The sequence below is a fragment of the Microcoleus sp. SVA1B4 genome (assembly GCF_036700545.1).
Classification (GTDB): Bacteria; Cyanobacteriota; Cyanobacteriia; order Cyanobacteriales; family Microcoleaceae; genus Microcoleus.
The window spans coordinates 1-26,698 of record NZ_JAUBPB010000069.1 but is presented as its reverse complement, the minus strand read 5'-3'; the positions used below and the strand labels follow the sequence as shown (position 1 = coordinate 26,698).

The following is a 26,698-nucleotide window of genomic DNA, read 5'->3' as shown; positions in this document are numbered from 1 at the left end:
TCTGTGGACTGTTTTCTGTTGACGGTTGGTTCAAAATTCCCAATGACCAATTCCCAATGACCAATTCCCAATCACTAATTACCAATTACCAAGTGAATTAATCAGATAAACGCACTCCTCCTTCTACAGTTCGCGCGTCCCCGGAAAAAGGTTGGGGAGTCCCATTCCAGTTGAAGTCGCTAATTCTAAAAGTCAGGCTGCCGACTTGACGCTCAGGATTAAAACGCAAAATGATTGCGTAGCTGCGGCGGCTGTATTCTAGAGTGTAATTGGTACTGATTGTTTCCCCGCTTTCTAAATTAATAGCACTTTGAAATCCAACTCGAAAGCCTCCGTAAACTTGCTGGACAAGTCCAAAAGACAGGACTCTCAAATCTACTAAGCGATCGAATAAAAACGGCGAGATACCGTCGCGCCCCACCTGGGTATAAGTCACGTTAAACCCAGTGTAGTCGAGGAAAGGGCGGGAGAAATGACCGAACTGCCCTTGAATGCCGACGCTGCCGGCGAGGGAATTTTGTCGATCGCCACTGCTGTAATAAGTACCAACTCCCCGGAGTCCCAAGGCCAGTTGCAAGAAAGGAACCACCGGCGTCCGCGTATACCTCAAACCCTGGGTGGGAGTGCGGGGGAGAGGTTCGCCCTCCCACAGGTTGAAGCCGCGGCTCAAGGCAAAGCTGAGTTGGGAACGGCCCAGATCGATGCGGTTGTTTTCCCGCACTGGTTCGAGCAAGTCTGCTCGATCGGTGTCAGCATTGATAAATTGATACCCAGCTTGGTAGCTGAGATTGATGCCCGTGCCTCCGAGTGGGATGACTGGGGAAGTTAGGACTGCCCCCAGGCTGCTCTGCACGGTTTGATAGCCCAGAGAACCGTTAAACAGCCGATCGCGATAACTGTATTCTGCAGCCAGAGTGTGAGTGCCGATCAACTGTCGCAGGCGCAAATTGCCCCGAAAGCTGTCTTCTGGCAAGTTCGGAAAATTTTCAAAACTCAGAAATATTGCCGAGCCGTCCAGCCTGGTACGCGGGCCCAGACTAGCGCCCAACCTCGCTTTCAGCCCGTAGCTGTCGGGAGAAAACGGATTGCCGCCGTTCTCTGCCACGATCCGCTGCAGGTAAATTTGGGGTGTCAGAGTCAGTCGCACCGGCCCGTTTTGTAACACCTCAAAACCGCACTCGGCATACAAACCGCCGCGTTCGCCTCCGTCGTAGCCAAAGGTCAAACACGGGCCGCTCTGCTGCCTGCTGTCAAACACTTGCCTGCGGGGATACACGGGTATTTTTACTCGGTTGTCGAACACCAAGCGGGGTTTCGTTGTGACTAATTCCTCTGCCGTGGGCGAAATCCTTCTAATCGTCGCCGTCCGGGCCCTGTATTCAAATTCCGGGGGGGAAAACGGGTCGTTAGTAAGCCGAATGTTGGTTGCTACCCTCGCGCCGTCTGGCAGCAGTTCGATGCGTTCTGCTTCAAAGCGGATGCGGTTGACGGCGCCGACCACTTGGGGGGCTGCTAGCTGTCCACCCCCACCGAGAGTCACTGTAGCAGCGCCGGGGGATCTGACTCCGCGCAGGGGCTGCTGGCTGGTAATTCGATCGCTCAGTGGCTGTTCGAGAATCGTCCCGGCACTGATATCTGTCGGCAGTGTGGGAGTCAATTCGCTACCTGCTGCGGGCAGGAATATTTCGCCTCTTGCTTGTTCGACTGCGCCGCTGTTGAGGCCGAGATTGAACTCCATCCGCTGGCCGCGCACTACTTGTTGCCCGCGGGTATAGGCGACATTGCCGGATGCTACCACTTGGCGGGTGACTAAGTTGACGATCGCTCGATCGGCATCAATCACAGTTTGCCGGAACCGCACAACGACATTACCAACCGCCGTCACAATTTGCTGCTGGTCGTCGAATTCTTGACTGTCAGCCTTAACTTCAATAATATCGGCCGGAGTCACCGGAAAAGGCACCGTTCGCTGAGAAGGGGCGGTGCGGACTCCCGGCGCGGCTGGTTTAGGTTTCGGTGTCGGCGCAGGGGGTGTTCTGGGTGCGGGGGCTGTTCCTGGTGTGGGAATGTCGAACTGCTGTTGCCCGCTAGGTGCTGGTTCTAGCGCTGGTTCTGGAACGGGAATCTCTGCCGGTTCGGGAGAGTTATCTTCTAACTGCCGACCTTGGGCCTGATACCAACTTTCCTGCTTTCCGGCAAGATTTCTCTCCTGTTTTCTCTGCGCCTCTGCGGTTCGTTCCCGATTGCGAATGGCAATGGCATTTTCTACCGAACCCAATTGGTAAGCTGTAAACGAGGAATCTTTCGGAGTTTCCGCAGTTTCGGGTTCTTCCACAGGGGCCTGACGCTGAAATCCCACCACTGCGTGGCCACTTTCGACTTCCGCTAGGGGGTCGGCGATTTCTGGAGGCCCATCGGTGGCTGCGGTGGTGCCGAGGAGTGTGGCTGCGGGTTCTGCTGGGGCTGGTGTGGGTTCTGGCTGAACGATATCTGGGCTTGGTTCCGGTATTTCTGCGGGGTTGCTGCGGGTGTCTCCATCGCCGGCCGCGACAGTGAGGGCGACTTTTTTTGGCTTTGCGATGTAGATGATGCCAGGGGGTTCTGGCGGCGGTACCGGATAGGGCATAGTTACTACAGGTAAGTCATCCGATTTTAGATTTTAGATTTTAGATTTTAGATTTTATAGGGTGCAATTTATTGAAAATTTTGCATCTAAAAGGTAACTGTTTAGAGATTAATCTGACATCTAAAATTTGCAGTGGCTTGGGCGCGCCGGAATAGGGCTGCTTTCAGAACTTGCTTCCGCCACAAGATAACCTCGCTGGCGGTGCGAGGTCAATCGATTTTAGATTTTAGATTTTAGATTTTAGATTTGAAGCATTTACCCCACGGATCAATTCGGGGGCTCCTTTATCGGATACAGGTTTTTTATTTCTGGACTGATGAATCAGGGGGCTTGTATCCTGGATGCTTGGATTGTCAAGTTTTGTCCGACTAATTTTTGCGGGTTTGTCGGCTGTTGCAGGGGCTGCGGTGACGCGCCCCCACTCTGCGGGCGAGATAAGTTGTTTATTCCATGTCTCTGCGGTTGGGGTTCCGGGCTGGGTCATTGGACAAAAATCCAAATATGAACAGGGAAACAAAAAATAAAACAACTACATTAACTACGATTTTGAGGGTTAGCACTGTGGGAGTCTCCAAAGATGGCCTAATACTGAGCTGCTGCTGTTGCAGCAACTTTTTTATCATAAGCTAAAGATTAGTCAATTTTATCTTTGCTTTTGAGGATTTTTGGCAAGTTGATTTTTGCCCAATTCCAGAGTTGCTCGGCGATGTTTTCTAGCCGCAGCATAACTCGATCGAGCCATTCGAGCACTTGTTCTAGGGGGTGCTTAATGTATCCCATCGATTCTGCTTTTGTTTCTAAGTATTCGCCATCGGGGGGGACGCCTGCGCTGGGATTTTTGGGTTCAGCAGCAGCGCGGGTTGGGGCGGTGTATCTGCTGGTTTGCGCGGTGATTGCTGCTGGGGATTTGTTGTTTTGTGCGGTGTTCGGGTTGGTGTTTTTTGGCACTTGGGTTTCCGGCGCGCGCCCTGGGGTTGATTCTGCTGCGAGTGCAGAGCTATTTTTTTGAGTAACTGCTAAATCTGATAAATCAGATGCTGTTTGGGGTTGACTTTTGGGGCTTTGTGTCAGCAAGCTCTGTTTTAGCTGCCCCAGCAGGCGGTGAAGTGCTTCGGGGTAAGGGGAGATTGAGAGTGCGGTCGATCGACCTTCTGCCAATTCTCCTAATTCTGCAATTTCTTGCTTGACTTTTGGGCTGATTTGTGCTATAGCATCGGGTTCGGAACTGCCGTCGATTAAATGCGGCGGTGCTGCTTCCCCGAATAAGTCTTGCCAGTTGAGCCACGGTCGATCGACCTCTGGGCTATTTTGGGTGTTTTCTTGTTCTTGTCGCTGTTTCAAATAATACTGAATTGCAACTGATTTCTCCGTATTATCACTGGCTGCCGTTTCTTTGCCCAAAAGGTGGTCTACTGACGACCAAATCATTTGTTCGATGTTTCGAGCGTATTTTTCGAGGATGTCGCGGGCGGACAAATCTACATTAGCGTCTGTGCCGGATGTATTAATTTTGACTCCGGGGGCTTCCGTGGGTGCGACGACTGTTTTTGCCGCTGGCGGTAGGGTTAATTCCTCAATGTTGACGGCGGCGCGATCGAGTAATGTAACAAAGGAGAGAGGAGTTGGGGGTCGATCGAACTTGCTGTTAAAATTAGTTTCTAGTTTTGGGGTATTGTGGTCGATCGAATTCGATGCCGCCATTGACTGCTGTGCGGTTTTTGCTTCGATCTGCGCGCGGGCTTTTTGGACTAGGATGGCATTGCGGTCGATCGATTTTTTAACTGCGAGGATTGATTCTCCAAACTGATTTTTTTTGAGGGCAACCGGACTCGTCTGAAGCCAGGCCATCAATTCCCAAAAACGACGCATCGGCGGTAACTGCGCTTTTTTCGCCGCTGACTCCAAACCGAGATTAAATTTTAATTCTTTTTGGGTAATTTCCCGTCGTTCCGGCCCGCTGTTGGCTACTTCCCAAGTTATGCAACCTTCAAGCATTTCCTGCTGTTCGGGTGTCAAAATATCTAATATCTGATTTTCTCTTCCCACCAATACTAAAGTGCGGGCTGGGATAAAACTGGCAATTCCCTCAACTTTCGGTTGCGGTTTTAATCCAGTTTTAGCAAGCGGGTGTTCTAAGACGGAAGTTGTTTGATGCTTGGCGATTTGTCCGCTAAAATTGATAGCTGGAGGTAAATCGCTAGCAGCATTTCCCTGATTAATTAACATCGGGAAGCTGGCTAAAGTTTTCGCGGTTTGCGACGAGGTTAGTAAATTTTCGGCTAGGTGCAAAATTTCGGCGATCGAACTTTCGTCGGAAGTTTCGCCCTGATACCAATTTTGTGGCAAATCGGCATTTTCGTCACCGCCAAATTCTTGCAGTTCCGGTAAATCTATTTTTTGACTTGATGCCCGCAACTGTCGGCCCAGCATTCGGGAACTTTGCACCAGCAAATAAGCTGGATAAAGCAGAATTTGGGTGGCGGTGAGAGTTGTTTCTTTAATTTGACGCCAAGTTCGATCGCAATTGTCAGCGACTTGGCGGGACTGTTTCGATATAAAGTTTAATAGTCGGCTTTGGTATGGGCCGTAGTAACCGTTGGACATAAGTTTAATTCTTGAATTCAGATTTTTGATTCGCGCCGGAATTGCTGAATATTGCTGTAAAATCAAAGCGATATCTTAATCGAAGCTTCAAACCCTCTGAAACCTTTATTTCTTCGCGTCCTACCCTTCGGGAACGGCTTCGCCGAACGCGTCTTCGCGGTTCGATATAAGATATTGCACCAATGTCAATAAGCCTTTTACTGACTGCAGGATGCCCACCCCTACTCCCCACAAGAAAATTCACTCTTTGTGGAACAGGCATCTTGCCTGTTCTTGAGAATAGTGCAAGATGTGAGTTCAATCCGATTTTTGATTAATACACAATTCCTATTTTAGCGAAATATGAGCGCTTCTGTGTCACCTGCTAGCAATAATATTTCTGAAGTTGTCGAGAAGTTGCGCCGCCTCAGCCAAGTGGAGGTTCAGTCTGGTTGGAGGTACTGCGATTCTGACTCGGCGGTCTCTTCGGTAAATATTTGTAACAGCCCCGTTGCCGAACTTAACGGGAAAGGACATATTGCTTGGCCGTCTGGGAAGCAAGTTTTGTATTTGGGCCAGCAATTTGTAATTCCTGACAATTTGCACGGCTATCCTGTGGTTGGTTTGCGGTTGCTGCTGGGTTTGACTTGGTGGGCTGAAGATGCTCAAATTTTTGTCAACGGCGAGTTAGTCGGACAGGGAGATTTATTTGATTTTGCCGATCGAGTTTTGTTGAGTTCGTCGGCTAATCCCGGAGATGAATTTTTAGTAATTTTGCGGTTGGTAAGTCCGGGTCACGATAACGGTGCTTTAGTGCGATCGATTTGTTTGTACGAAGCTGCTGATTCTTGTTGTTTCGATCCGGGTTTTGTGGCTGCCGAATTAGAGATTTTGCAAAATTCGCTTAGTCGAAATTTAGAAATTGAAAATTCCCAATACCTCCCCACCGAAATAATAGCAAATCGCCCCCGGTTTGTCAAGGGGGAAATGCTGAAATCTGAGATTGATTTGGCGCTTGGTTTGATTGATTGGGCGGCGGTGGGCGATCGCGAAAAGTTCGATCGCTCGCTGTCTGTTTTGCGGCACAATTTACTGGGATATCTGCGGGCTTTTTTGGGGGATTTGAATGAGGGAACCGCAGAGGGCGCAGAGGGCGCAGAGGGAGGAAGAAGGGAGGAGGTTTTTGATGTGGGAGAAAGTAGCGATGCTACATCTATATATATAGGAGAAAGCGGCGAACTGACATCTTTTTCTGGGGATTTAGATGTGGGAACCGCAGAGGGCACAGAGGGCGCAGAGGGAGGAAGAAGGGAGGAGGTTTCTCAGGTTGGAGACAATAGCAATGCTACATCTATATATATAGGAGAAAGCGGTGAGCTGACATCTATATATACAGGTAAAATCTATTTGGTGGGTCACGCTCATTTAGATTTGGCTTGGCTGTGGCCTGTCCCGGAAACTTGGGAAGCGGCAAAGCGAACTTTTGAGTCGGTATTGAAATTACAATCTGAGTTTCCCGATTTGATTTTCTGTCATTCTACTCCGGCGCTTTATGCTTGGGTGGAAGAACATCGGCCGGACTTATTTGCTGCGATTAAAAAACAGGTGGCCGTCGGACGTTGGGAAGTTGTCGGCGGGATGTGGGTAGAACCGGATTTAAACTTGATTTCTGCTGAGTCAATGGTGCGGCAAGTTTTTTATGGACAGCGTTATGCAAAAGAAAATTTTGGGGAATTGATGCGGGTGGCTTGGCTACCGGATACTTTCGGTTTTGGGTGGCAATTACCTCAGATTTTGCGGCAAGGTGGAGTTGATTATTTTGTGACGCAAAAGTTGCGGTGGAATGATACAACGGAATTTCCCTACGGTGTGTTTTGGTGGGAAGGGTTGGACGGTACTAAAATATTTAGTATGATGTCTCCTCCCATTGGTGAAGGCATAGAATCTGTGAAAATGGCAAGTTATGCTTTTGACTGGCAAGCTAAAACTAATTTGCCAGATGCTCTTTGGTTGCCTGGGGTTGGCGACCACGGCGGTGGCCCGACTCGTGATATGTTGGAGGTGGCGAAACGCTGGAAAATGTCGCCTTTTTTCCCCAGGTTGGAGTTTGCGAAAGCGGTTGATTATTTGTCTTTGATTGAGAGTCAGTTTTTACCGGCAGTTGCGACAACTAAGCCCGAAAGCGATGTTCCCGACTCGGACTATCAGGAAAATTTGCGGGCGCTAGAATTTTCAAACTTGTCGGCAATGAAGGATGCAAATCCTCCCATCTCACAACTCAAAACTCTTCCCGTTTGGAAAGATGAACTTTATTTAGAATTCCACCGGGGTTGCTACACGACTCGCGCCGACCAAAAACGACAAAACCGTCGCTGCGAAGAATTGCTCTACCAAGCGGAGTTGCTGTCTTCGCTGGCAACGATTTGTACTGGTGCGGTTTATCCGAAATCTGAGTTAGAATCAGTTTGGAAACAAATTTTGTTTAACCAGTTTCACGATATTTTGCCCGGTTCTGCGATCGCCCAAGTTTACGCGGATGCTAATCTAGCCTTTGCTGAGGTCGATCGCACTTGTCGCGAAATCCTGCTACAATCTTTGGATGCCATCTCGGCTCAAATTTCTCTCCCTTCCCCTCCGCAGCCCGACGCTCAACCGATTTTGATTTTCAATACTCTCAATTGGCCGCGCTCTGAGGTTGTCGCCGTACCGCTTCCCGATTCCCCTGATTCAGCTTGGCAAATTTACGATTTTTCCCGACGGCGACTGGCTTCGCAGATTGTCAGGGGCGATCGACTCGAATCGCACTCTACACTGTTATTTTGGGCAAATAATATCCCCGCCGTTGGCTACCAGGTGTTTTGGCTGTGTCGCGAAGACGCTCAAACTGTGGATAATGCGTCCGCGAGTCCAGAAACCGAAAAAAAGACAGATTTATCAAAACTTACATACGGTATAGCACAAAAAAACACAGCTTGTCAAGAAACGCATTTTGCAGCCGCACAAATGGTTCTAGAAAATGAATTTATTCGGGCAACAATAGACGGCAAAACTGGGGATTTATCCAGCATTTGGGATAAAGTAAATAACCGAGAAGTCATGAATGCAGCAGGCGGGAATCAACTGCAAGCATTTCAAGACAGTGGTCAATATTGGGATGCTTGGAACATTGACCCAAATTATGAAAAACATCAACTACCAGCGCCGATACTGAAAGATATTTGTTGGGTAGAGCAGGGGGAATTACGGCAGAGTTTGCGCGTAGTCCGACAAATTGGTAAATCGGAGTTTTGCCAAGATTATATAGTAGAAGTAGGTTCGCCGCTGCTGAAAATCAAGACAGTGGCAGATTGGCAAGAAACTCACGTTTTAGTAAAAGCAGCCTTTGGGTTAAATGTAGAAGCAGATTTTGCAACTTCCGAAATTCCCGGCGGTGCGATCGCTCGCACAACCAAGCCTCAAACACCCGCCGAAAAAGCCAAATGGGAAGTGCCGATTTTGCGCTGGACTGATATCAGCAATGATGGTTTTGGAGTGAGTTTACTCAATGATTGCAAATATGGTTGCGACCTTCAACCAAATCGCATTCGGCTGACTTTGCTTCGGGGCTCGACTTGGCCGGATGAACAAGCAGATGTAGGAGTTTCGGAATTTACTTGTGCAGTCTATCCCCACAGCGGAAATTGGCAGGATGCAGGTACTGTTCGACAGGGGTACGAGTTGAATTTACCACTGCTAGTAAAGGTGTTGCCCAAGTTAGAGGAAAATCGCCACAAGACTCTGCCGACAGTTGGCAAGTTCTTAGATTTGTCCGCCGAAAATTTAGTGTTGATGGCTTTCAAACAATCGGAAGATGATTCTAATGTGTGGATTTTGCGGTGTTACGAGTGTCACGGTGAAGAGGCGAAGTTGGAATTAAAGAGCGATTTGGGTTTGGCGATTAGTCAGCCTGTCGATTTATTAGAACAACCCATAAATTTGCCCCAGAAGTCAGACGATGGGACAAGTTTCACAATATCACCGTGGAAAATAGCGAGTTTTGCAGTCAATTTATCATTACCAATTCAGATATAGCGGTTCTCAAAAAAGTGAGGTATGCCCTATGCCCTATGCCCTATGCCCATGAGTACCTCATCTTTCTGACAAAGGCTATAGTACCCCATCGCAAATTTATCCAACCTGTTGAGACTTTGGGAACTTAGTCCTAACAAAATTTGTTAACCTACGCCAATTAGCTCTCACAACTTTCTTCTGATCTAAAATATGCAAAATTACAAACGCTAAAAATGTGTACGCCAGCCAAAAATGCAAACTCCTTCCCAAATCAACCATTGCGGAATTCTGCGGAAACATATCCGGCAAAACCATGCCGAAAAATTTCACATTGTTACTTTTGAAAGAGTTAGAAAAAAAGAAACCACTAACCGGAACTAGCCACATAAAAACGTACAAAGTCGCGTGCAGAGCAAAATTTTTGTACCATTCCTTAGTAAACTTTGGCAGGCGTTTCGTATATTTTTTCCACCATACCCGCAGCAGAGTTAAAATCCGCCAAGTCAGCAAAGCCATTGTCAGCACCGCTACGGATTTGTGGAAATCGTAAAGGGGGCCTCGAATAAACACTTCTCTTGGCAATCGAGCCATAGAAGTACCGGTAATAAACAGCACTAAATAGCAAGCTGACATTACCCAGTGTAAGGACATCAGTTGTTTGAACGCAGAATTAAGTCTGGGTTTCGCAGCGGGTTTTAGGGTAGTCATTCTTTATTACCTCCTTAGCGTTTGCTGCACAAGATTAAGTATAAACTATAGGACTAAAGCTCGTGGCCGATTGTGCATTATAAGATTTACTTAACTTAAGTATTATAAATATTTATTAAACAGTCTAATTAATTAGATTCACGATCGTCATTCCCAATACAAAACGATCGTACTAGGGTCGATCGCCTCCCAAGCAGTTTTCAGGTCGAGTATCCCCAAAGCCACCGCAAAAGCTGACCCGATAATTGCAACCGCTGCCCTGTTCATCCGCAGCCCCGGCAAATATCCCAAACCCAATCCGAAGTAGGTCAGTCCCAATACTAGGTATTTGAGTGTTATCATATATACTTAAAACTATTGATTGCCGATTTTTTTTATTGTCTAGGATGCTAAAAGTACAGACTGGGTAATTGCAGCTAAACCTGCTGGCATTGCAACTAGCGGGAAATATCGTCGGCAGACGGTCTACTAACTACAAACAAACACAGTGGTTGCATTGGGAAGCGAAAATCAGGGTGCTGGACAAGTGGTATTTTTGTTACAACTTGTAACTTTTTTCAAACAACAGGTTTAATTTAGTTTCACAAAAAAGTTAAATTCCAGAAAGTAAAATTAATTACAGTCGAGTTAAGCTAAAAGTGTTTGCTAAAAAAAGTAATTCAAGCAACCCCGAAACCAACTATTCTCACTTGATCGACACAGAGGGCGAGTTCGCGACAGCAAAACTTGCGTGCAGCCAACAAGTCGAACAAGATTGGTATGGAACTCTCTACGAGAATTTTCCGGGCATTTACTTCGTTCTAGATGCTTTGGGAAGAGTTTTTTCGCTCAATCAATTCGGCGCGTCTCGCCTCGCCTACAAATCGCAGGAATTAATTTGTCATTCAATTTTTAACATATTTTACTGCCAAGAACAAGGCAAAATGCAGGCAGAATTTGCTGGATTGGCCCAGCCGGAAAACGGTACGTCAACTCCAAAAGTTGCCTGTTGGGAAGGCTGCTTGACTTGCAAAGACGGCAAGATTATTAGGGTAAAAGCTACCGCGCGCGCAATGCCGGCGGTAGATTGGAAAATAGAGGAAAATACTAATGGTCGTTCAATTGCCAATTTCCAACGGCCGGCTGTACTGTTAGTTTGCGAAGAAATTAAGGCTGCTTCGCAGTCACCCATGCCGCCCAACCAGAGAGGAAATTGGCGCAGTCCAACTTTGGCGATCGCAAAATTAGCCAAAAGTCAACTTAAAGAACGCCACAATATAGAAGACTTCATCCGCGAAGTAACAGAAACCGCTGTCAGTATTGTCAACTGCGATCGAGCCAGTATTTGGCTGTATGGCGAAGACAAAACGCAGCTTCACTGCATTGACCTTTACGAACAAAATACTAAACTCCATTCTGTACAAATAATCATCACAGCAGCAGACTGTCCGGCATATTTTCAAGCTTTAAAATCGGCAAGTGCGATCGCAACTGTGGCTGCAGAAAATGACCCCAGAACGCGAGAACTTGTCGGTCTTTATTTGCTCGATCGGGGCGCGACTTCCTTGTTGAACGTACCGATTGTGCTAGCAGGTAAAAGCTTGGGAATAGTCAGCGCCGAACGCCAGGGTTCGGACGGTGATTGGACGGAAGAAGAACACGAATTTACCCAAATATTAGCAGATTTTGTATCCTCAAGTTTGTCAGCTAGCGAAAAGTTAAAATTAGAAGCAATGCGGCACGAACAGCAGCAAAACTTGCTAAGCCAATACTACGATCAACTAGAAGAAAGAGTAGAAAGACGCACGGCTGAACTCAAAAAAGCTAACCACAAACTGCAAAAAGAAATAATTAAAAGAAAGCAAGCCGAAGCCGAACTACGCCTGCAGCAACAAGAACAGCAAATAATTTTTGATTCCGTGCCGGCGATGATTTGGCTCAAAGATACCGAAAGTCGCCTGCTGCGAATTAATCAAGCCGCGGCTGCATCGAGAGGTTTGCCCGCAGATCAATTAGAAGGTAAATCTTTTTATGAAATCTATCCAGACGAAGCAGAGCAATATTATTTAGAAGATTTGGAAGTAATCAATTCTGGCGTTCCCAAGCAGGGCCAAGTCGAACTACTGCCAACAGCCTCTGGTCAAAAATGCTGGGTGCGGACAGATAAAATACCTTACCGCGATGAAACAGGTAAAGTCGCTGGTGTAATCGTGTTTGCAGTAGATATTACTGATTTAATTAGAGTCGAAAAAGAACTGCGAGAATATCGCGATCGCCTCGCACAAAAAGTAGAAAAACGTACTGCTATGTACAGGCAAGCCATGACCGCTTTGTACTCGGCAAATACGCAATTGCAACAGTTAATTAACAACAGCTATTCTTCCGGCGAAAATGGCAGCAGCCAGTCAGCAGCACGCTTGCTCGAATGCGAAGCTTATTTTGAAGCAGTTGCCGTGGCTGACCGCGACACAATTTTGAGCGTCAGCAGCAATTTTGCCCAACTTTTCGGTTACGAACCTGCGGAAATGGCGGGAATGAGCTTGCTGGAACTACTGTCGCCGAAATCATACAAACAGGCGTCGCAAATGATTTCTGCAGCCAGCAATACAGTCTGTGAAACTATTTTTCTCAAGCGAGATGGAACTGCTTTTCCTGCTGATGTTCGCAGCAAATTCGTATTTTGGGAAGGTCGTTTAGTCCAGGTAAAAGCAGTCCGAGACCTCACGGAACGCAAATTGCTCGCAGCAGAATTAGAGCGATCGCGCTCTCTGCTGCACGCTACCTTAGAAGCAACGGCAGACGGCATTCTCGCCGTTACTACCGCCGGAGAAATGATTAGTTATAACGAAAAGTTAGTTCAAATGTGGGGAATTTATGAAGAAGTTAGAAACTCAATGGATAGAACGGTGCGGCTGGCATTTCTCACGAAGCAAGTGAAAGATCCGAGGGCTTTTTTGCAGAGAGTTAAAGAATTTTATAGCGATGCGGAGTCGGAAGGTTGCGATATTCTAGAATTTAAAGACGGCCGCACTTTTGAGCGCTACACGCAGCCAATTCGAGTCGGACAAAATATTATTGGCAGGGTGTGGCGCTTCCGGGATATTACCTCTCGCGAAAAGGTGACGGCAATGTTGGGAGATTCTCAAAGGCGCTTTCGGGCAATTTTTGATTCTTCTTTCCAATTTGTGAGCTTATTGAAACCGGACGGCACTCTGCTGGAAGCTAACCAAACTTCTCTAGATTTTGCAGGAATTAAGCTACGGGATGTGGCTAATAAACCGTTTTGGCTATTGCCTTGGTGGGGAGATGCTGAGGAAGTTCAGGAACAGTTGCAAGAGGCGATTTCTCGATCGGCAAAAGGTGAATTTGTCCGCTATGAAGTGGAAGTTCAAGGTGTAAATCGGACGGCAACTGTTGATTTTTCTCTCAAACCGGTCGCGGATGAAACTGGCAAAATAGTATTGTTGCTGCCGGAAGGTCGGGACATTACTGAAAGTAAGCAAGCCCAAGTCGCGCTGCGGCAACAAATAGAACGGGAACGCCTGATCGGGCAGATTCAATCGCGCATTCGTTCTTCTCTGGATCTCCAAGATATTCTCAACACTACAGTAGCGGAAGTGCGGGAGTTTTTGGCAACCGATCGCGTGCTGGTTTTCCGCTTCCGACCCGACTGGAACGGAGATGTGGTGGTGGAGTCGGTTGCAGAAGGATGGATGCCACTCAAGGGGATGGGAATTGACGATTGCTGTTTTGCCAATACTTACATCGGACAGTATTTAAAGGGTCGCATTCGCGCCATAGAGGATATTCATGCTTCTAATTTGAGCGAGTGTCATCTTAATTTTTTGGAGACTTGTCAGGTGAAGGCAAATTTGGTAGTGCCGATTGTCCAGCAGGGCATAGAACCTAGGGAAGGTAACAGTTCTTGTCAAGTGCCGAAGTTGTGGGGTTTACTGATTGCCCACCACTGTTCGGCACCCCGCCAGTGGCAGCAGTTTGATGTGGATTTGCTGAGTCAGTTGGGTACTCAAGTTGCGATCGCGATCGAACAATCTTTACTTTACCAGCAGCTAGCTGCTGCCAACCAGCGGTTGGACGGCTTGGCGAATTTGGACAGTCTGACTCAACTAGCTAACCGCCGCCGTTTTGACGAGGTGATCAACCGAGAATGGGAGCAGTCGAGCTCTTCGGAACCGCTATCTTTGATTATGTGCGACATTGACTGTTTTAAACTTTACAACGACAATTACGGCCACCAAGCCGGGGATGCTTGTTTGCAGCAAGTGGCGCGGGCGATCGGAGATGCTTGCACAAACGCACCCGCAGAGCGCCTCTATTTAGCTGCTAGGTACGGCGGCGAGGAATTTGGGGTAATTTTGCCAAATACGGATGTCGTGGCTGCACAGGCTGTTGCTGAGGGAATCCGCAGCCGCGTCAAAGCCTTAGCAATTCCCCACATTAAGTCTGTTGTCAGCGATTGCGTGACTCTCAGCTTGGGAGTTGCGGCCGTTTCGCAAAGTCAAAATTCCCCGAAAATGCTGATTGAAGCTGCAGATAAGGCACTGTATCGAGCTAAGTCGGGCGGGCGCGATCGAGTGGCTATTAATGAGTAATCAGGTTATTTTAAATTTGAGATTTTAGATTTTGGAATTACTGATGAAGCTGCTGGTTTGGGGCTTGTCTACAGTTGCATTCTTGTTTGAAACTGGTATTACTAAAAAAACGATCGCCCTAACTGGCATAAAGTTAGTGCGATCGCGGTACTATGAATCAGCTATTTATCTATCAGACTCAGCGCGGATTTTTTACGCATTTCCACTGATTTTTTTACAAAACTTTACCGTGAGTAGCGTACAAATATCCAAAAACCACGTTTCTCTACCCGATGTCTCTTTTTTTATTGAACCGCAGAGGACACAGAGAGCGCAGAGGAAGAGAAAAGAGCAAGGAAGGAGTTCGCAATTGATTGGGGATTGCTATAGCAATTACTCACCTATTTCGCTAACAGTTTTTGAAACACCTTATACATATCCTCGGCTAACTTTTTAGGATTCCACAAAGGTGCGAGATGTTCTGGCTGCTTAGATTTTACTAAATGCTCTTTCACCGCATTTCTGAAACCCGCATCACGACCAAACTTAACTCCCCACTGCGTGTATTCTTCCCAACTCCACGCCGCACCTACATCAAGATTTGCACTTTTCAGAAAAGCGTAACCCATGCGCGAAAGATATTGGTCGCCGGATCGAGTTACCACTGGCAAATTCGCCCACAAAGCCTCTAAATTGTGAGTGCCGCCGTTGTAAGGATAGGAATCTAAAAGCACGTCGGCTACATAATAAATAGCGCGGTGTTCTTCTTCACTTCTGGTTTGACCTATAAACTTAATCCGAGCAAAATCTACTCCCTGAATTTCGCATTCTTCGCGGTAAGTGCTGTGAATAATATCGGGGTCGCCTTGACCTTTGCGGATTAACACACTATCTGGTACTTCCTTAAGGATTTGAACTTGAGCTCGTACCATTTCGGGATTAGTTTTTCTCCCTGGCGCAACGCACAGATAAGTCATTTGATCCAAGCCAATTCCGAGAGCGTTTCTAATCGCCTCTCGGTTCACAGGAATGCTTTGCAGTGCGCCAATTGCTACCGAACCAGCAGGCAATCTTACTAACTGTTCTAAGTAATTTTTTTCAACACCAGGGGGGTGAGTGTGTTCGTCGCACAGAAAGTAGTGATTATCTGAAATGTAGGGTGCGTCAAATCCCAGCCAAGAAACGCAAATACCCGCAGGATATTGATACAGCACTTCGACATTTGTGGGCACTGTCATCGAGTCTAAGTCTATCAAAACATCCAAGTTGTCTTGCGCTACTTCGGCAAAGATTTCGCCGCCGTCAGCAAAGCCGTTTGGATATTTTTTAGGCCAGTAAAACTTGCCCGCCATGTCTTCAAACCGCTGCGTAACTTCATCTCGGTGGAGTTTCCCGGTGACGTAAAGGTGAACGTGGGGGGTGATGTGGCTTAATTCGCGAATTAAAGCTTCGCTGCACCAGCCTACTGAGTGGCGGCGGAAGTGTTTGGAAAGGAAGCCGATTTTTAAAGGACGCTGTTCTTTTGTTTGGTACTTGGCTAGGTTGCTTCTGTTAATTTCCTGGCGCTTAGGAACGGCTTTTTGGTAGTATTCTTTGGCAATGAGTCTGTAGAAACTGGCATTTTTTTCGCGGTTGTCTCGCAGGTGAGAAACTGCAAAGAGGAAGATTTCGTAGAGCAGTTTTAGTTCGATTGTGGTAAAACTTTCGACCTTTTCGTAGCAGAGTTTTTCGATTTCTTCGAGTTTCTGAATTGCCTGTTTGCTGACACCTGATTGCAGGTAGGAAAAGACGTAGGCTGTAGCTGACATGACTGGGGCGACATCGCCGCAGTTTTCGCAGTATTTGTCGGCGACGTTGCGGGCTCCGGCGAGGTTGGTGGAATGGCTTAGCAAGTCGCACAGTTGTTGGTAGGCTTCGCTGTATTTGGGGTTGCATTGGATCGCCTTTTCAAATTTGGCGATCGCCTCCAAGGGCTTATCTTGTTTTTGAATGTGCCCCATCCGACAGTAAACCTCTGCCCAATTCGGTTTTAATGCCAAAGCTTGCTGATAGCTGGCTAAAGCTTCTTCCAGCCGCCCCTGCATGGAAAAACAACTGCCGAGGTTAGCGTGAACTTCCGGCCAGTTGGGCTTGATTTTCAGAGTGTTTTGATAATTAGTAATCGCTTCTTCGTACTTGTTTTGCTGTAAAAAAGAGTTGGCTATATTGAAGTGCAGAACTTCTAAATGCGGCTTTAAAGCTACAGCTTTCTGATAGTAAGCGATGGCGGCGTCGAGATTGCCTTGTTGCGATCGCGCGCTGCCGATGTTACCGTAAGCTTCGGCCCAATCCGGTTTAATGGCGATCGCTTTTTCGTAGCATTCGATGGCTTCATCGCGCTTTCCTTGGCTGAAAAGTCGATTACCTAAGTTAAAGTGGAAGTCTGCACCGACTAGCTGCGGGTTGAGTTCGGATGTTCTTTTAAAACAGGCGATCGCTGCTTCGATGTTGCCGTGTTGCTGATATACTTTCCCTAAATTCCAGTGAGCTCCCGCTAAATCGGGACTCAGGGCGATGGCTTGCTGATAATGGGCGATCGCTTCTTCCAAACGCCCCAATTTGAAATACATACTGCCGATATTGGCGCGCACTTCCGCAAAATTTGGCTGCAATTCTAGGGCTTGAGAATATGAACGAATGGCAGCTTCAGTTTTGCCTACTGCTTGCAAGGCATTGCCTAAAGTGACGTAAGCATGGATGAAATCCGGTCGAATTTTTATCGCTTGCTGACAAGCTGCGATCGCCTCTTTAATTTTACCTTGAACTAAAAAGTTTTCTGCCAGTTTTTTGTACGGTTCTACTTCTTCAAAATTGGCAACTTGTCCGGCATCGGGAACATTTAACGATGTAACTTGTTCGGAAAGTTCGGCGGGATTTGTAAACGGAGTATTTAAAGTCTCAGTGGTTGGTGCTGGCGGCAAATTGATGCTCGAAGGCTGCAAGCCGTAGCCTTCATCTTTGTTGACCGATACTGGTTGCGATTCCCCTGATTCTGTTTCTAATTCGATAAAGTTGCTGTCAGTAGTTGCCCGCTCTTTTTGTGCGATTAAACTCGCTAATTTCTCAGCAGCGGTGGCATCTTCCGGTTGCTGTTGCAGCACTTTTTGATAGCAATTAATTGCTGCATCTAACTTTCCTTGCTGCTGCAAAACGCTGCCCAGCATCAAATTAACTGAGCTTAATTGAGGATTAATGGCAAGAGCTTTTTGGTAATAATTTGCCGCCTGTTCCAATTGCCCTAACTTGTAATACATACTGCCGAGATTTGCGCTAGCTTCGGCAAATTCTGGCTGAATTTTTAAAGCTTGCAAGTAAGCTTGAATTGCCCTTTCCAGCTTGTTTTGACTGTGCAGGGCATTGCCCATGGTCAAGTAAGCTGCAGCAAAATTCGGTTTGAATTTAATCGCGAGATTGCAAGAGGCGATCGCCTTTTCAAATTCTCCTTGCAAAACATAAACTTCCGCCAACTTTTTATGAACTTCCGCATCTTCGGGATTAAACTCTAAAGCTTTCTGATAATTCTCGATAGCGCCACCGAGATCGCCTCGCTCTTTCCGCCAATTTCCCTTTTGAAAATAATCTCTCACTGCCTCTAAACCTACTAAAGAATTCCCGATCATTTGCTCTGCCACTCTTACAGATTTTACACTAATAATATTCAACCATTCTACCCACTATCGGTATCGCACAGACCAAGTACACCCTCGATTTATATATTCTACCTGCTGTCTCAGATGATTTTCAGCAGTTGCGCCGCCCGCACCCGCGCCCTCTTTTAAAACTCCGACTATCGCCTCTAAAAACCGCCTTGTATATCCCTCCCAATCTGGTTTACCCGCCCGCTTCCAATTAGTTACCGATGCCAAATTTTCCACCCCTGACATGGAAACTAGACGGGCAAATCCAGCAGTTGTTTCCGGCAAAGCTGCCAATGCACTCGTCACAATCCGGCAACCGCAGGCCATCGCCTCCATCGCGACAATAGATGACGTTTCCAAACAGGTATTCGAGTAAGCTAAAACCGCGACTGAACGCAGTTGCCGGACGAGTTCGGGTTGCGGTACGGAACCGACGTACTCGACGCCTTCTGTTTCCTGGCACTGGCGGTAAAGTTGACAAAAAAAAGCTGGTTATCATTGTCGTATATTTGGTGTACTTTCATGCTTGAAAATAGTTTAATATGGTTATGGAAACAGATTGACGAATTTCGATATCGAGAAATCAGATTTTCATTGTGGCAATTATCCACCGATTTGTGAACTAGATTTTTTTATTTAACCGCAGAGGACGCAGAAGGCGCAGAGAAAAAAGAGAGAAGTTCCCACTTGAAATAATTTGCCAGTTCCCTCTCTTCATCTTCTTCCTCTCTGCGTTCTCTGCGCTCTCTGCGGTTAAATAAATCCATAATAAATGGTATAATCTTAAAACTATTAAGGAGTACCGAACATGACCACAGAACAAGATCCCGTAAAATTGATGAAACAGCAAGTCGGCTTTGCTGCCGCCGATCGCGTAAAATCTGGTATGATTGTCGGACTCGGCACCGGGTCAACTACAGCTTATACTATTCAAGCATTGGGCGATCGCATAAAATCAGGTGAACTCAAAGATATCAAGGGAGTGCCGACATCTTTTCAATCAGAAGTGTTAGCCAAACAGTACGGAGTACCGCTGACAACACTAGATGAAATTGACAGAATTGATGTAGCTATTGACGGCGCTGACGAAGTAGATCCCCACCTCAACTTAATTAAAGGTGGCGGCGCAGCCCACACCCGCGAAAAAGTAGTCGATTACCTCGCCACTCAGTTTATTGTAGTAGTTGACAGTTCCAAAATCGTAGATAAATTGGGTTCGACTTTTCGCGTGCCCATCGAAGTTATACCGATGGCATTAACACCAGTGATGCGCGCCATTGAAAAATTGGGTGGCAAACCCGAACTCCGCATGGGCGTGAAAAAAGCAGGCCCCGTAATTACCGATCAAGGTAATATGGTAATTGATGTCAAATTTGATGACATTGCCAACCCCGGAGAAATGGAAAAAAGCTTGAATAACATTCCCGGTGTGTTAGAAAATGGTTTGTTTGTAGACTGTACAGATTTAGTTTTAGTCGGCGAAATCCAAGACGGAAAACCAGTGGTACGCGAAATTTCTAAATAGTCAAAATTGCCCAGGTTTGGTCATAAACTCTTTGTGGAACAGGCATCTTGCCTGTTCAGAAGAATGCTGCAAAAACTCTTTGTGGAACAGGCATCTTGCCTGTTCAGGAAAATGCTGCAAAAACTCTTTGTGGAACAGGCATCTTGCCTGTTCAGGAGAATGCTGCAATATGCGATTTACAGCCCGCAAAAACACCAAAAACAAGGTTTCTTACCCTATAGCAACCGCCAAGACTCTTAAGAAGTTCTTAATCAGTAAAACCCTTGCGATTGTTACATCTCCCTTCTTCCTTCTTCCTTCTTCCTTCTTCCTTCTTCCTTCTTCCTTCTTCCTTCTTCTATAACTTTGACTTTGATTATGATGATGAAATATCGCAGATTCGGTCGCACAGAATTATCCATGCCCGTCTTTTCCTGCGGTGGCATGAGATATCAGTACAAATGGCAAGACGTGCCAGCCAATGAAATTCCCCCAGACAATCAACAAAATCTAGAAGCGACGATTAGCTACTCGATTGAATGCGGCATCAATCACATAGAAACTGCTCGCGGTTACGGCACTTCCGAGATGCAATTGGGGCGAATTTTGCCGAAGTTTCCCCGCGAAAACTTGATAGTGCAAACGAAAGTTAGTCCCAAACCCAACTCCCAAGAGTTTCGCGAAGAATTTGATAAATCCTTAGCTTATTTGCAACTGGAATACGTCGATTTACTGTCGCTGCACGGCATTAATACATGGGAATTGCTAGACGAGTCTATCCGTCCGGGCGGCTGCATGGATGTGGCGAGAAAGTTGCAAGCAGAAGGCAAAGTTAAGTTTATTGGTTTCTCAACTCACGGCCCGACGGATGTAATTGTCAAAACAATTGAAACAAATCAATTTGATTATCTTAACTTGCACTGGTACTACATCAATCAAAGTAATTGGCCGGCAATAGAAGCTGCTAAACGTCACGATATGGGCGTTTTTATTATCAGTCCTTCCGATAAAGGCGGTCAACTTTACAGCCCGCCGCAAAAATTGGTAGACTTGTGCTATCCGTTGAGTCCGATGGTGTTTAATGATTTGTTTTGTTTGTCGCATCCGCAAGTACACACTTTGAGTTTGGGCGCAGCCAAACCTGAAGATTTTAACGAGCATCTGAAAGCTGTAGAATTGTTAGATAGAGCCGATGAAATTTTGCCACCGATATTAGAAAAGTTAGAAAAAGCAGCCATTGATAAATTAGGAGAAGAGTGGTTTAAGACTTGGCACGTCGGTTTACCAACTATCGAAAATACTCCCGGAGGTATTAATATTTATGTGATTTTGTGGCTGTGGAATTTGGCGCAGGCTTACGATACGATCGACTATTGCAAGATGCGCTACAACCTTTTAGGTAATGCCAGTCACTGGTTCCCAGGCCAAAAAGCCGTAGCTTGCGGGGCGGAACGCCATCGCCTCGATGAATTAGACTTGCGCCGCTGCCTAGCCCACAGTCCCCACGCTGCTAAAATTCCCGGTATTCTCCAAGCAGCCGATCGGCTTTTTGGAGGCGAAGCCATCCAACGCTTGTCCCAAGAATAATCAAAAAAAACCCGGTTTCGAGACAGAAACCGGATTGGTGAACCGGAGCACGTGAGTTAGTTACGCGCATACAATTAGCCTATACTTGAGAAACTCTCACCACCATCGCCCATCCGTCTCATCCATTCGGGCGATACAACTTTTTTTCTCAACTCACTCCCATTTTGCTTTAATCTGAGATAAAACAGTTAATAATTCACTTAGGTACTTTTTATGACTCTCAAACGCCGAGATTTCTTGTATTTGCTGACGGCCAGCGTCGGAGCTATTACCGGAGGTGCTTGCCAAGCATCAGGAAATAATGTATCTCAAGCAAGTCCAATTGCAGAAAGCCCAAAAATAGCCCAAACTCCGGGGCCTTTTACACTGCCACCTCTGCGCTACGAATACAATGCTTTAGAACCGCACATCGATGCGCGGACAATGCAATTTCACCACGACAAACACCATGCCGCCTACGTTAAAAACCTCAACGATGCTGTCAGTAAATACCCGCAACTAAAAAATATCACTGCGGAAAATATGCTGCGAGATTTGAGCAAAGTGCCGGAAGATATTCGCACAACCGTGCGTAACAATGGCGGCGGACACCTAAATCACAGTATGTTTTGGGAAATCATGGGCCCCAACGGCGGCGGCGAACCCACAGGGGCAATTGCAACAGCAATCCAGCAAAATTTCGGCAGTGTGGACGATTTTAAAACAAAATTTAACGATGCCGGCGCCAAGCGTTTTGGCAGCGGTTGGGTGTGGCTAGTCCGTAATAAAGCTGGCAAACTTGAGATTACAACTACAGCAAATCAAGACACTCCTTTCATGGAGGGCAACTATCCAATTATGGGTAACGATGTTTGGGAACACGCTTATTATCTCAAATACCAAAATTTGCGCGCCGACTACTTAAAAGCTTGGTGGAATGTGGTTAATTGGGCGGAAATTAACAAGCGCTACGAACAGGCGATCGGGTAGTTTTCAATTAGATGAAATACAGGACACGGCCGATGAAATACAGGACACGGCAGTGCCGTGTCCCTACTAGCGCACGGGACGATCGAACTGCTGTACAACTTTCCGCAAGTAAACGCAGTGCCGCGCCCCCTGACTCGTCGGCGTTGTGAATGCTTCGACTGACTCAACTGTGCCGCCCAAATGCTCGATCGCCCTTTGCAACTCAGTTTCTTCCTCCACCGTCCAATTCCCACGGTAAAGTACAGCCAAACCGCCATTTTTCAGCAGAGGCAGCGCGCATTTAGCGCAGAGAGAAGCTGCTCCCACTGCTCGAAGAACGGCTAAATCATAAGCTTGTTTGTGCTGTGGCTGTCGGGCAATTTCATCGGAGCGGCCCAACAAAGTCGCCGCATTCTCTATCCCTAAAGACGGTACAACTGTTTCCAAAAAAGTAATTTTTTTGCGCGTAGAATCGAGCAAGGTAACTGATAAATGCGGCAGGGCGATCGCGATCGGCAGACCCGGAAAACCCCCACCTGTCCCGATATCGATCGCTTTCTGAACCGACTCGGCGGCCAATTCGGGATTTTCCGCCGAATTGTGATTAGTTGGCAGCAGTCTGGCAATTCCCCGCAGAGAATCCCACAAATGTTTTTCCCAAAACTCCATTGGCTCAGTAATTCGAGTTAAATTCAAGGAGCGATTTCCCTCGACAATTAACTCATAAAGTCGCTGAAATTGTTGTTGCTGCGACTCATTCGGCTGCCAATTCAGCGTTTTTTGCCACAACTCGTTCATCTGGGGCAACACAGGCATTTTAATATCATTCATCAGATTCTATTTCCACTCTTTTCTTTGAGTCCGCACAGGCGGACTTTGTTTGTGTAGTCGCGAATTTTATTCGCCGACAATTTCTTCAGTCCGCGCAGTCGGACTTTGTTTGTGTAGAAGCGAATTCTATTCGCTCCCAATTGATTTAGACGCGAATTCTATTAGCCGGGAAACCATTGGAAACGCCAAAAAAATCAAACGCAACTCGTTTCCTTAGCTTCTAATTTAGCCCGATCGACCTCTTGCAAATCCCCGTGGTTTAGAGTCCAAAATTTATCGGCTACACTCAACAAATCGCTAGCATCGTGAGTAACAATCAACAAAGTCCAGTGACTTTTCAACTTACTCAACAAGCTTACCAACTGCCGCCGCATCGACCAATCTAAACCCGCCGTCGGTTCGTCCAAAAGTAGCAAATGCGGCTGCCGAATTAGCTGCACCGCCAGGGCTACCCTGCGCTGTTGTCCGCCGCTCAAAGCGTGGGGGGAAGCGCGCAGCGGCAAATGTCCTAGTCCCACTTCTGCCATTGCTGAGTTAATTTGTTCTTGTCCCAATTCAGGATGCCCCAACCGCAATTCTTCTAAAATTGTGCCTCCGCAAAAATGCCTTTCGGGAAACTGGAATACTAACCCTCCTAACTGTTGCAAGTGTTCGGGTGTTAATTCCTGTTCCCGCCAACGGATATCGCCGCTAGTTTTTTCGGCTAAACCTGCTAATATTTCTAATAGCGTACTTTTGCCTGAACCGCTGCGACCCACAATCAGCCCCATTTGCTGCGATGGCAGTTCTAAGTTAATATTTTTCAGAATAGGATTCGGACAGGCGGTAGGATGATATACTAAGTTTTTTAGATAAAGCATTAACGGCAGTTGTTAGTTGGCAGTTGGCAGTTGTTAGTTGGCAGTTGTTAACACTCAACAGTCAACAATCAGAAAAATAGTTATTGTTGGAGGGGGGAACTTCTGGTTGTGCTATTGATAGTTAAGGCTGTTTTTGGCAGGGGTCGATCGCACACAATTATTTTACATAAATCTTAACAAAAATTTCCTTTTTTTTTCAGGAGTGGCGTTTGATTTTTCTGTTTTTTCATGGTATAGTTTAATAATGGAAATCTGTCCGTCAATATATTACAAGTCACACTCCCATTATTAAAATATACCTCAACAACCACAAAAAATCAAGCAAATTTCACTCTTTTTTTGGTGGCGGCCCGAAAGTCTGAAAATTTAACTCTCTTGTTTCTAGTTTACAGTATATTACATTGAGAGAATTGACGATGACGAAAACTCCTTTAGCATCGGTGGGCAAGCAAATGTTAAGTTCTAAACAGACAGTGCGGGCGATCGCCTGTGCAGGAGCGATCGCCCTCAGCATCTGCATTAACTCAGCAGTAGCGGGCGATCCCTTTCGCAGCAGCAACCCGCAGGCGATCGGGCCCAACACCGAAACCGCTTTCAAAACAATGTTTCAGCAAGGAAACTACAAACAAGCAAAAGCACAAGTTCAACAAGCACTATCCACCGAACCAAACGAGCCGCTAGCCTATGCAATGGCAGCCTCCCTCTCATACATCGAGCAGGACTTAAACTCGATGAATTCCTACGCGCAAAAAACCCGCGAAGTCGGCGAAAAATTGACTAAAACTAATCCATTGCGCGGCAATATTTACACAGCAGCAGGTCACTTTCTAGAAGGGGCGAACATTATAGCCAAAGAAGGAACAGCCAAAGGCGCGCCCCAAGCTTTGAGTAAATTGCGAGTAGTATTTCAATACCTAGAGGCCGCAGAAAAAATAGCTCCCAACGACCCCGAACTCAACCTAATCAAAGGCTACATGGACTTAATGCTAGCCACAAACCTGCCCTTTTCCAACCCCAACGAAGCCATTCAAAGACTCGAACAAAAAGCCTCTCCCCGCTACTTAGCTTATCGCGGCATGGCAGTAGGCTATCGAGACTTGAAAAAGTACGATCGCGCTTTAGAGTTTGCCAACAAATCCCTAGCAGAAACGCCCAACAATCCCGAACTTCTCTATCTAAAAGCACAAATTTTGTTCTCCAAATCCCAGGGAAAAGACAGCAACAAAACCTTACTTGAGGAAGCCCGAAAAAACTTCGACGCCGCCTTAGCAAAACCAGACCAACTGCCGCGCAGTTTAGTAGCCGAAATCTTCTTTCAGCAGTGCAGAACCCGTAACCGTCTCGACAGCCAATCTCGCGCCTGCGACCCGATGCGCGATAAAATCAGAGATGCAGATGGAGTCTGGGGGCCGGCAGCCTTACCACCACTATAAAAAGAGTCAGAGTAAAAGTCAGAAGTCAGGAGTCAGGAGGAAAATTTTCCCTGTCTCCCTCTCTCCCAATTTTCCTCTCTCCTACAATCCAATTCCTGCAATTCCATTCCCTTTCTTTGAAAAAATTGATGCAAGTAGAGTTTCGCGAGTTTAACCCCTTTGACCTCTGGATTTGGCTGAAGTTCAGCAACGTGCCTTCAAACGGTGAAAAACAGTATGTTGAAGAAGTGTTTGACTCTTGGTTTTTCTTGGGAAAACTCGGAGGATTTAATGCGGAAAATTTGCAAGTTCAAGATGAAGGCTTAGATATCAGCCAGATGAATTACGATGTTAATCTAGCCGACCAAAGTATGATGGCTTTGATGCACAATATGGGAGAAATGGAGTATCAAGGTTCTTGGGCTCGCTGCTGGTTTGATTTGGGCACTAGCGATGCAATTGGCCTCGATGTTTTGATTAATGTTTTCCAGCAACTCAGCAAAGAATTCGTAACGATTGAAAAACTGATTATTGGCGGGGAAAATAGAAACTGGCCCGTTGACAACAGTCGCCGTCGAGAGTCTTTTGCTGCTGATAATTAGTCATTAGTGATTACTCATTAGGGGCGGATTCTACTCGTTACTAGGCTCTGCCTGGTAACACATATCCGGAGGCTCTGCCTCCTATTTTGCTGCTCCGAAAGCGAGGCAGAGCCTCTGGACATTGATTCCTAGGCAGAGCCTAGGAACCAGTTAATGATTGATTACTAATTATGCAAAAAGGTAAAATTCGCGTAATTGTTTTAGGATTAATTCGATCGGGCGATCGCATCTTCGTGTCAGAATGCGAAGATCCGGTCAAACAAGACACATTTTACCGAGCTCTGGGCGGTGGCGTAGAATTCGGAGAGCACAGCATCGACGCTTTGCGAAGAGAGTTTCAAGAAGAAATTAAAGCCGAGTTAACAAATATCAAATATTTGGCTTGTTTGGAAAATTTTTTTATTTTTAATGGCCAAGCCGGACACGAACTAATACAACTCTATGAGTGCGAATTTGTCGATCGCAAATTTTATGAATTGGAGAGTCTGGATTTTGCAGACGGAGATGGGGAACATACTGCATTTTGGATGCCGATCGAGCGCTTTCGGTCGGGCGAATTGCGCCTAGTTCCAGACAAATTTATCGACTACTGCGAAGGCTAATAACTCAACCAATACCAAAAAACAAATACCTGATATGGGAGAATTACACCTAAAATATTTGCCGTAGATACTGTCTTGACCTGTCAAGGGGTAGCAGTCAAATAATTGGGGTCGAAAGGCTTTTGGGATTTTAAAAT

The 26,698-nt window shown here is 46.5% G+C and carries 18 protein-coding genes; 9 read left to right on the top strand and 9 right to left on the bottom strand.

What is annotated here, in order from left to right:
* Positions 1-97: 97 nt before the first annotated feature.
* The 3 genes from QT987_RS24300 to QT987_RS24290 all read right to left on the bottom strand — a co-directional run bounded on the left by QT987_RS24300 (position 98) and on the right by QT987_RS24290 (position 5,230).
* A complete protein-coding gene (locus QT987_RS24300) occupies positions 98-2,626 on the bottom strand; it encodes a DUF3769 domain-containing protein (RefSeq protein ID WP_333245368.1) in 2,529 nt (842 codons plus the stop codon).
* A gap of 443 nt (positions 2,627-3,069) precedes the next feature.
* Positions 3,070-3,186, bottom strand: coding sequence for a photosystem II reaction center protein I (locus QT987_RS24295; RefSeq protein ID WP_039887172.1), 117 nt, complete (start codon positions 3,184-3,186; stop codon positions 3,070-3,072).
* Between the two features lie 73 nt (positions 3,187-3,259).
* Complete coding sequence (locus QT987_RS24290; protein WP_333245365.1) at positions 3,260-5,230, bottom strand: hypothetical protein; 1,971 nt, start codon at positions 5,228-5,230, stop codon at positions 3,260-3,262.
* 342 nt (positions 5,231-5,572) lie between these two features.
* Between QT987_RS24290 and QT987_RS24285 the strand changes: the two genes are divergently transcribed.
* Positions 5,573-9,280, top strand: a complete 3,708-nt coding sequence (locus QT987_RS24285) for an alpha-mannosidase (protein WP_333245362.1) — start codon at positions 5,573-5,575, stop codon at positions 9,278-9,280.
* 96 nt (positions 9,281-9,376) lie between these two features.
* Here QT987_RS24285 and QT987_RS24280 read toward each other — a convergent pair whose 3' ends face one another.
* Positions 9,377-9,967, bottom strand: coding sequence for a cytochrome b (locus QT987_RS24280; RefSeq protein ID WP_333245360.1), 591 nt, complete (start codon positions 9,965-9,967; stop codon positions 9,377-9,379).
* A gap of 147 nt (positions 9,968-10,114) precedes the next feature.
* Positions 10,115-10,309: a hypothetical protein gene (locus QT987_RS24275; protein WP_333245357.1), complete on the bottom strand. Its 195-nt coding sequence runs from the start codon at positions 10,307-10,309 to the stop codon at positions 10,115-10,117.
* Between the two features lie 296 nt (positions 10,310-10,605).
* Here QT987_RS24275 and QT987_RS24270 point away from each other — a divergent pair, with 296 nt between their 5' ends.
* On the top strand, positions 10,606-14,559 hold the full coding sequence (locus QT987_RS24270) for a PAS domain S-box protein (RefSeq protein WP_333245354.1): 3,954 nt from the start codon (positions 10,606-10,608) through the stop codon (positions 14,557-14,559).
* Positions 14,560-14,939: 380 nt separating this feature from the next.
* Here QT987_RS24270 and QT987_RS24265 read toward each other — a convergent pair whose 3' ends face one another.
* Both QT987_RS24265 and QT987_RS24260 read right to left on the bottom strand, forming a co-directional pair.
* Positions 14,940-18,209, bottom strand: a complete 3,270-nt coding sequence (locus QT987_RS24265) for a tetratricopeptide repeat protein (protein ID WP_333245351.1) — start codon at positions 18,207-18,209, stop codon at positions 14,940-14,942.
* A 42-nt stretch (positions 18,210-18,251) separates the two neighbouring features.
* On the bottom strand, positions 18,252-18,614 hold the full coding sequence (locus QT987_RS24260; RefSeq protein WP_333244303.1) for a hypothetical protein: 363 nt from the start codon (positions 18,612-18,614) through the stop codon (positions 18,252-18,254).
* Positions 18,615-19,023: 409 nt separating this feature from the next.
* Between QT987_RS24260 and rpiA the strand changes: the two genes are divergently transcribed.
* The 4 genes from rpiA to QT987_RS24240 all read left to right on the top strand — a co-directional run bounded on the left by rpiA (position 19,024) and on the right by QT987_RS24240 (position 22,275).
* Positions 19,024-19,740, top strand: a complete 717-nt coding sequence (gene rpiA, locus QT987_RS24255) for a ribose-5-phosphate isomerase RpiA (protein ID WP_333153978.1) — start codon at positions 19,024-19,026, stop codon at positions 19,738-19,740.
* Positions 19,741-19,803: 63 nt separating this feature from the next.
* The gene (locus QT987_RS24250) at positions 19,804-19,980 is read left to right on the top strand and encodes a hypothetical protein (protein ID WP_333245347.1); all 177 of its coding nucleotides are present in this window, start codon (positions 19,804-19,806) and stop codon (positions 19,978-19,980) included.
* Positions 19,981-20,100: 120 nt separating this feature from the next.
* Complete coding sequence (locus QT987_RS24245) at positions 20,101-21,306, top strand: aldo/keto reductase (RefSeq protein ID WP_445299608.1); 1,206 nt, start codon at positions 20,101-20,103, stop codon at positions 21,304-21,306.
* 213 nt (positions 21,307-21,519) lie between these two features.
* Entirely contained in the window at positions 21,520-22,275 is a 756-nt protein-coding gene (locus tag QT987_RS24240) for a Fe-Mn family superoxide dismutase (RefSeq protein ID WP_333245344.1), read from the top strand.
* A 66-nt stretch (positions 22,276-22,341) separates the two neighbouring features.
* Here the strand turns inward: QT987_RS24240 and rsmG are convergent, their stop codons facing one another.
* Together rsmG and QT987_RS24230 are read right to left on the bottom strand one after the other, a co-directional pair.
* On the bottom strand, positions 22,342-23,085 hold the full coding sequence (rsmG, locus tag QT987_RS24235; RefSeq protein WP_333245341.1) for a 16S rRNA (guanine(527)-N(7))-methyltransferase RsmG: 744 nt from the start codon (positions 23,083-23,085) through the stop codon (positions 22,342-22,344).
* Positions 23,086-23,279: 194 nt separating this feature from the next.
* The gene (locus QT987_RS24230) at positions 23,280-23,945 is read right to left on the bottom strand and encodes an energy-coupling factor ABC transporter ATP-binding protein (RefSeq protein WP_333245338.1); all 666 of its coding nucleotides are present in this window, start codon (positions 23,943-23,945) and stop codon (positions 23,280-23,282) included.
* A gap of 416 nt (positions 23,946-24,361) precedes the next feature.
* Between QT987_RS24230 and QT987_RS24225 the strand changes: the two genes are divergently transcribed.
* From QT987_RS24225 to QT987_RS24215, 3 genes are all read left to right on the top strand, one after another.
* Positions 24,362-25,378, top strand: coding sequence for a Sll0314/Alr1548 family TPR repeat-containing protein (locus QT987_RS24225; RefSeq protein ID WP_333245336.1), 1,017 nt, complete (start codon positions 24,362-24,364; stop codon positions 25,376-25,378).
* Between the two features lie 128 nt (positions 25,379-25,506).
* Complete coding sequence (locus QT987_RS24220) at positions 25,507-25,959, top strand: DUF3531 family protein (RefSeq protein ID WP_333046970.1); 453 nt, start codon at positions 25,507-25,509, stop codon at positions 25,957-25,959.
* 170 nt (positions 25,960-26,129) lie between these two features.
* A complete protein-coding gene (locus tag QT987_RS24215; RefSeq protein ID WP_333245333.1) occupies positions 26,130-26,561 on the top strand; it encodes an NUDIX domain-containing protein in 432 nt (143 codons plus the stop codon).
* The last annotated feature ends 137 nt before the right edge of the window (positions 26,562-26,698 follow it).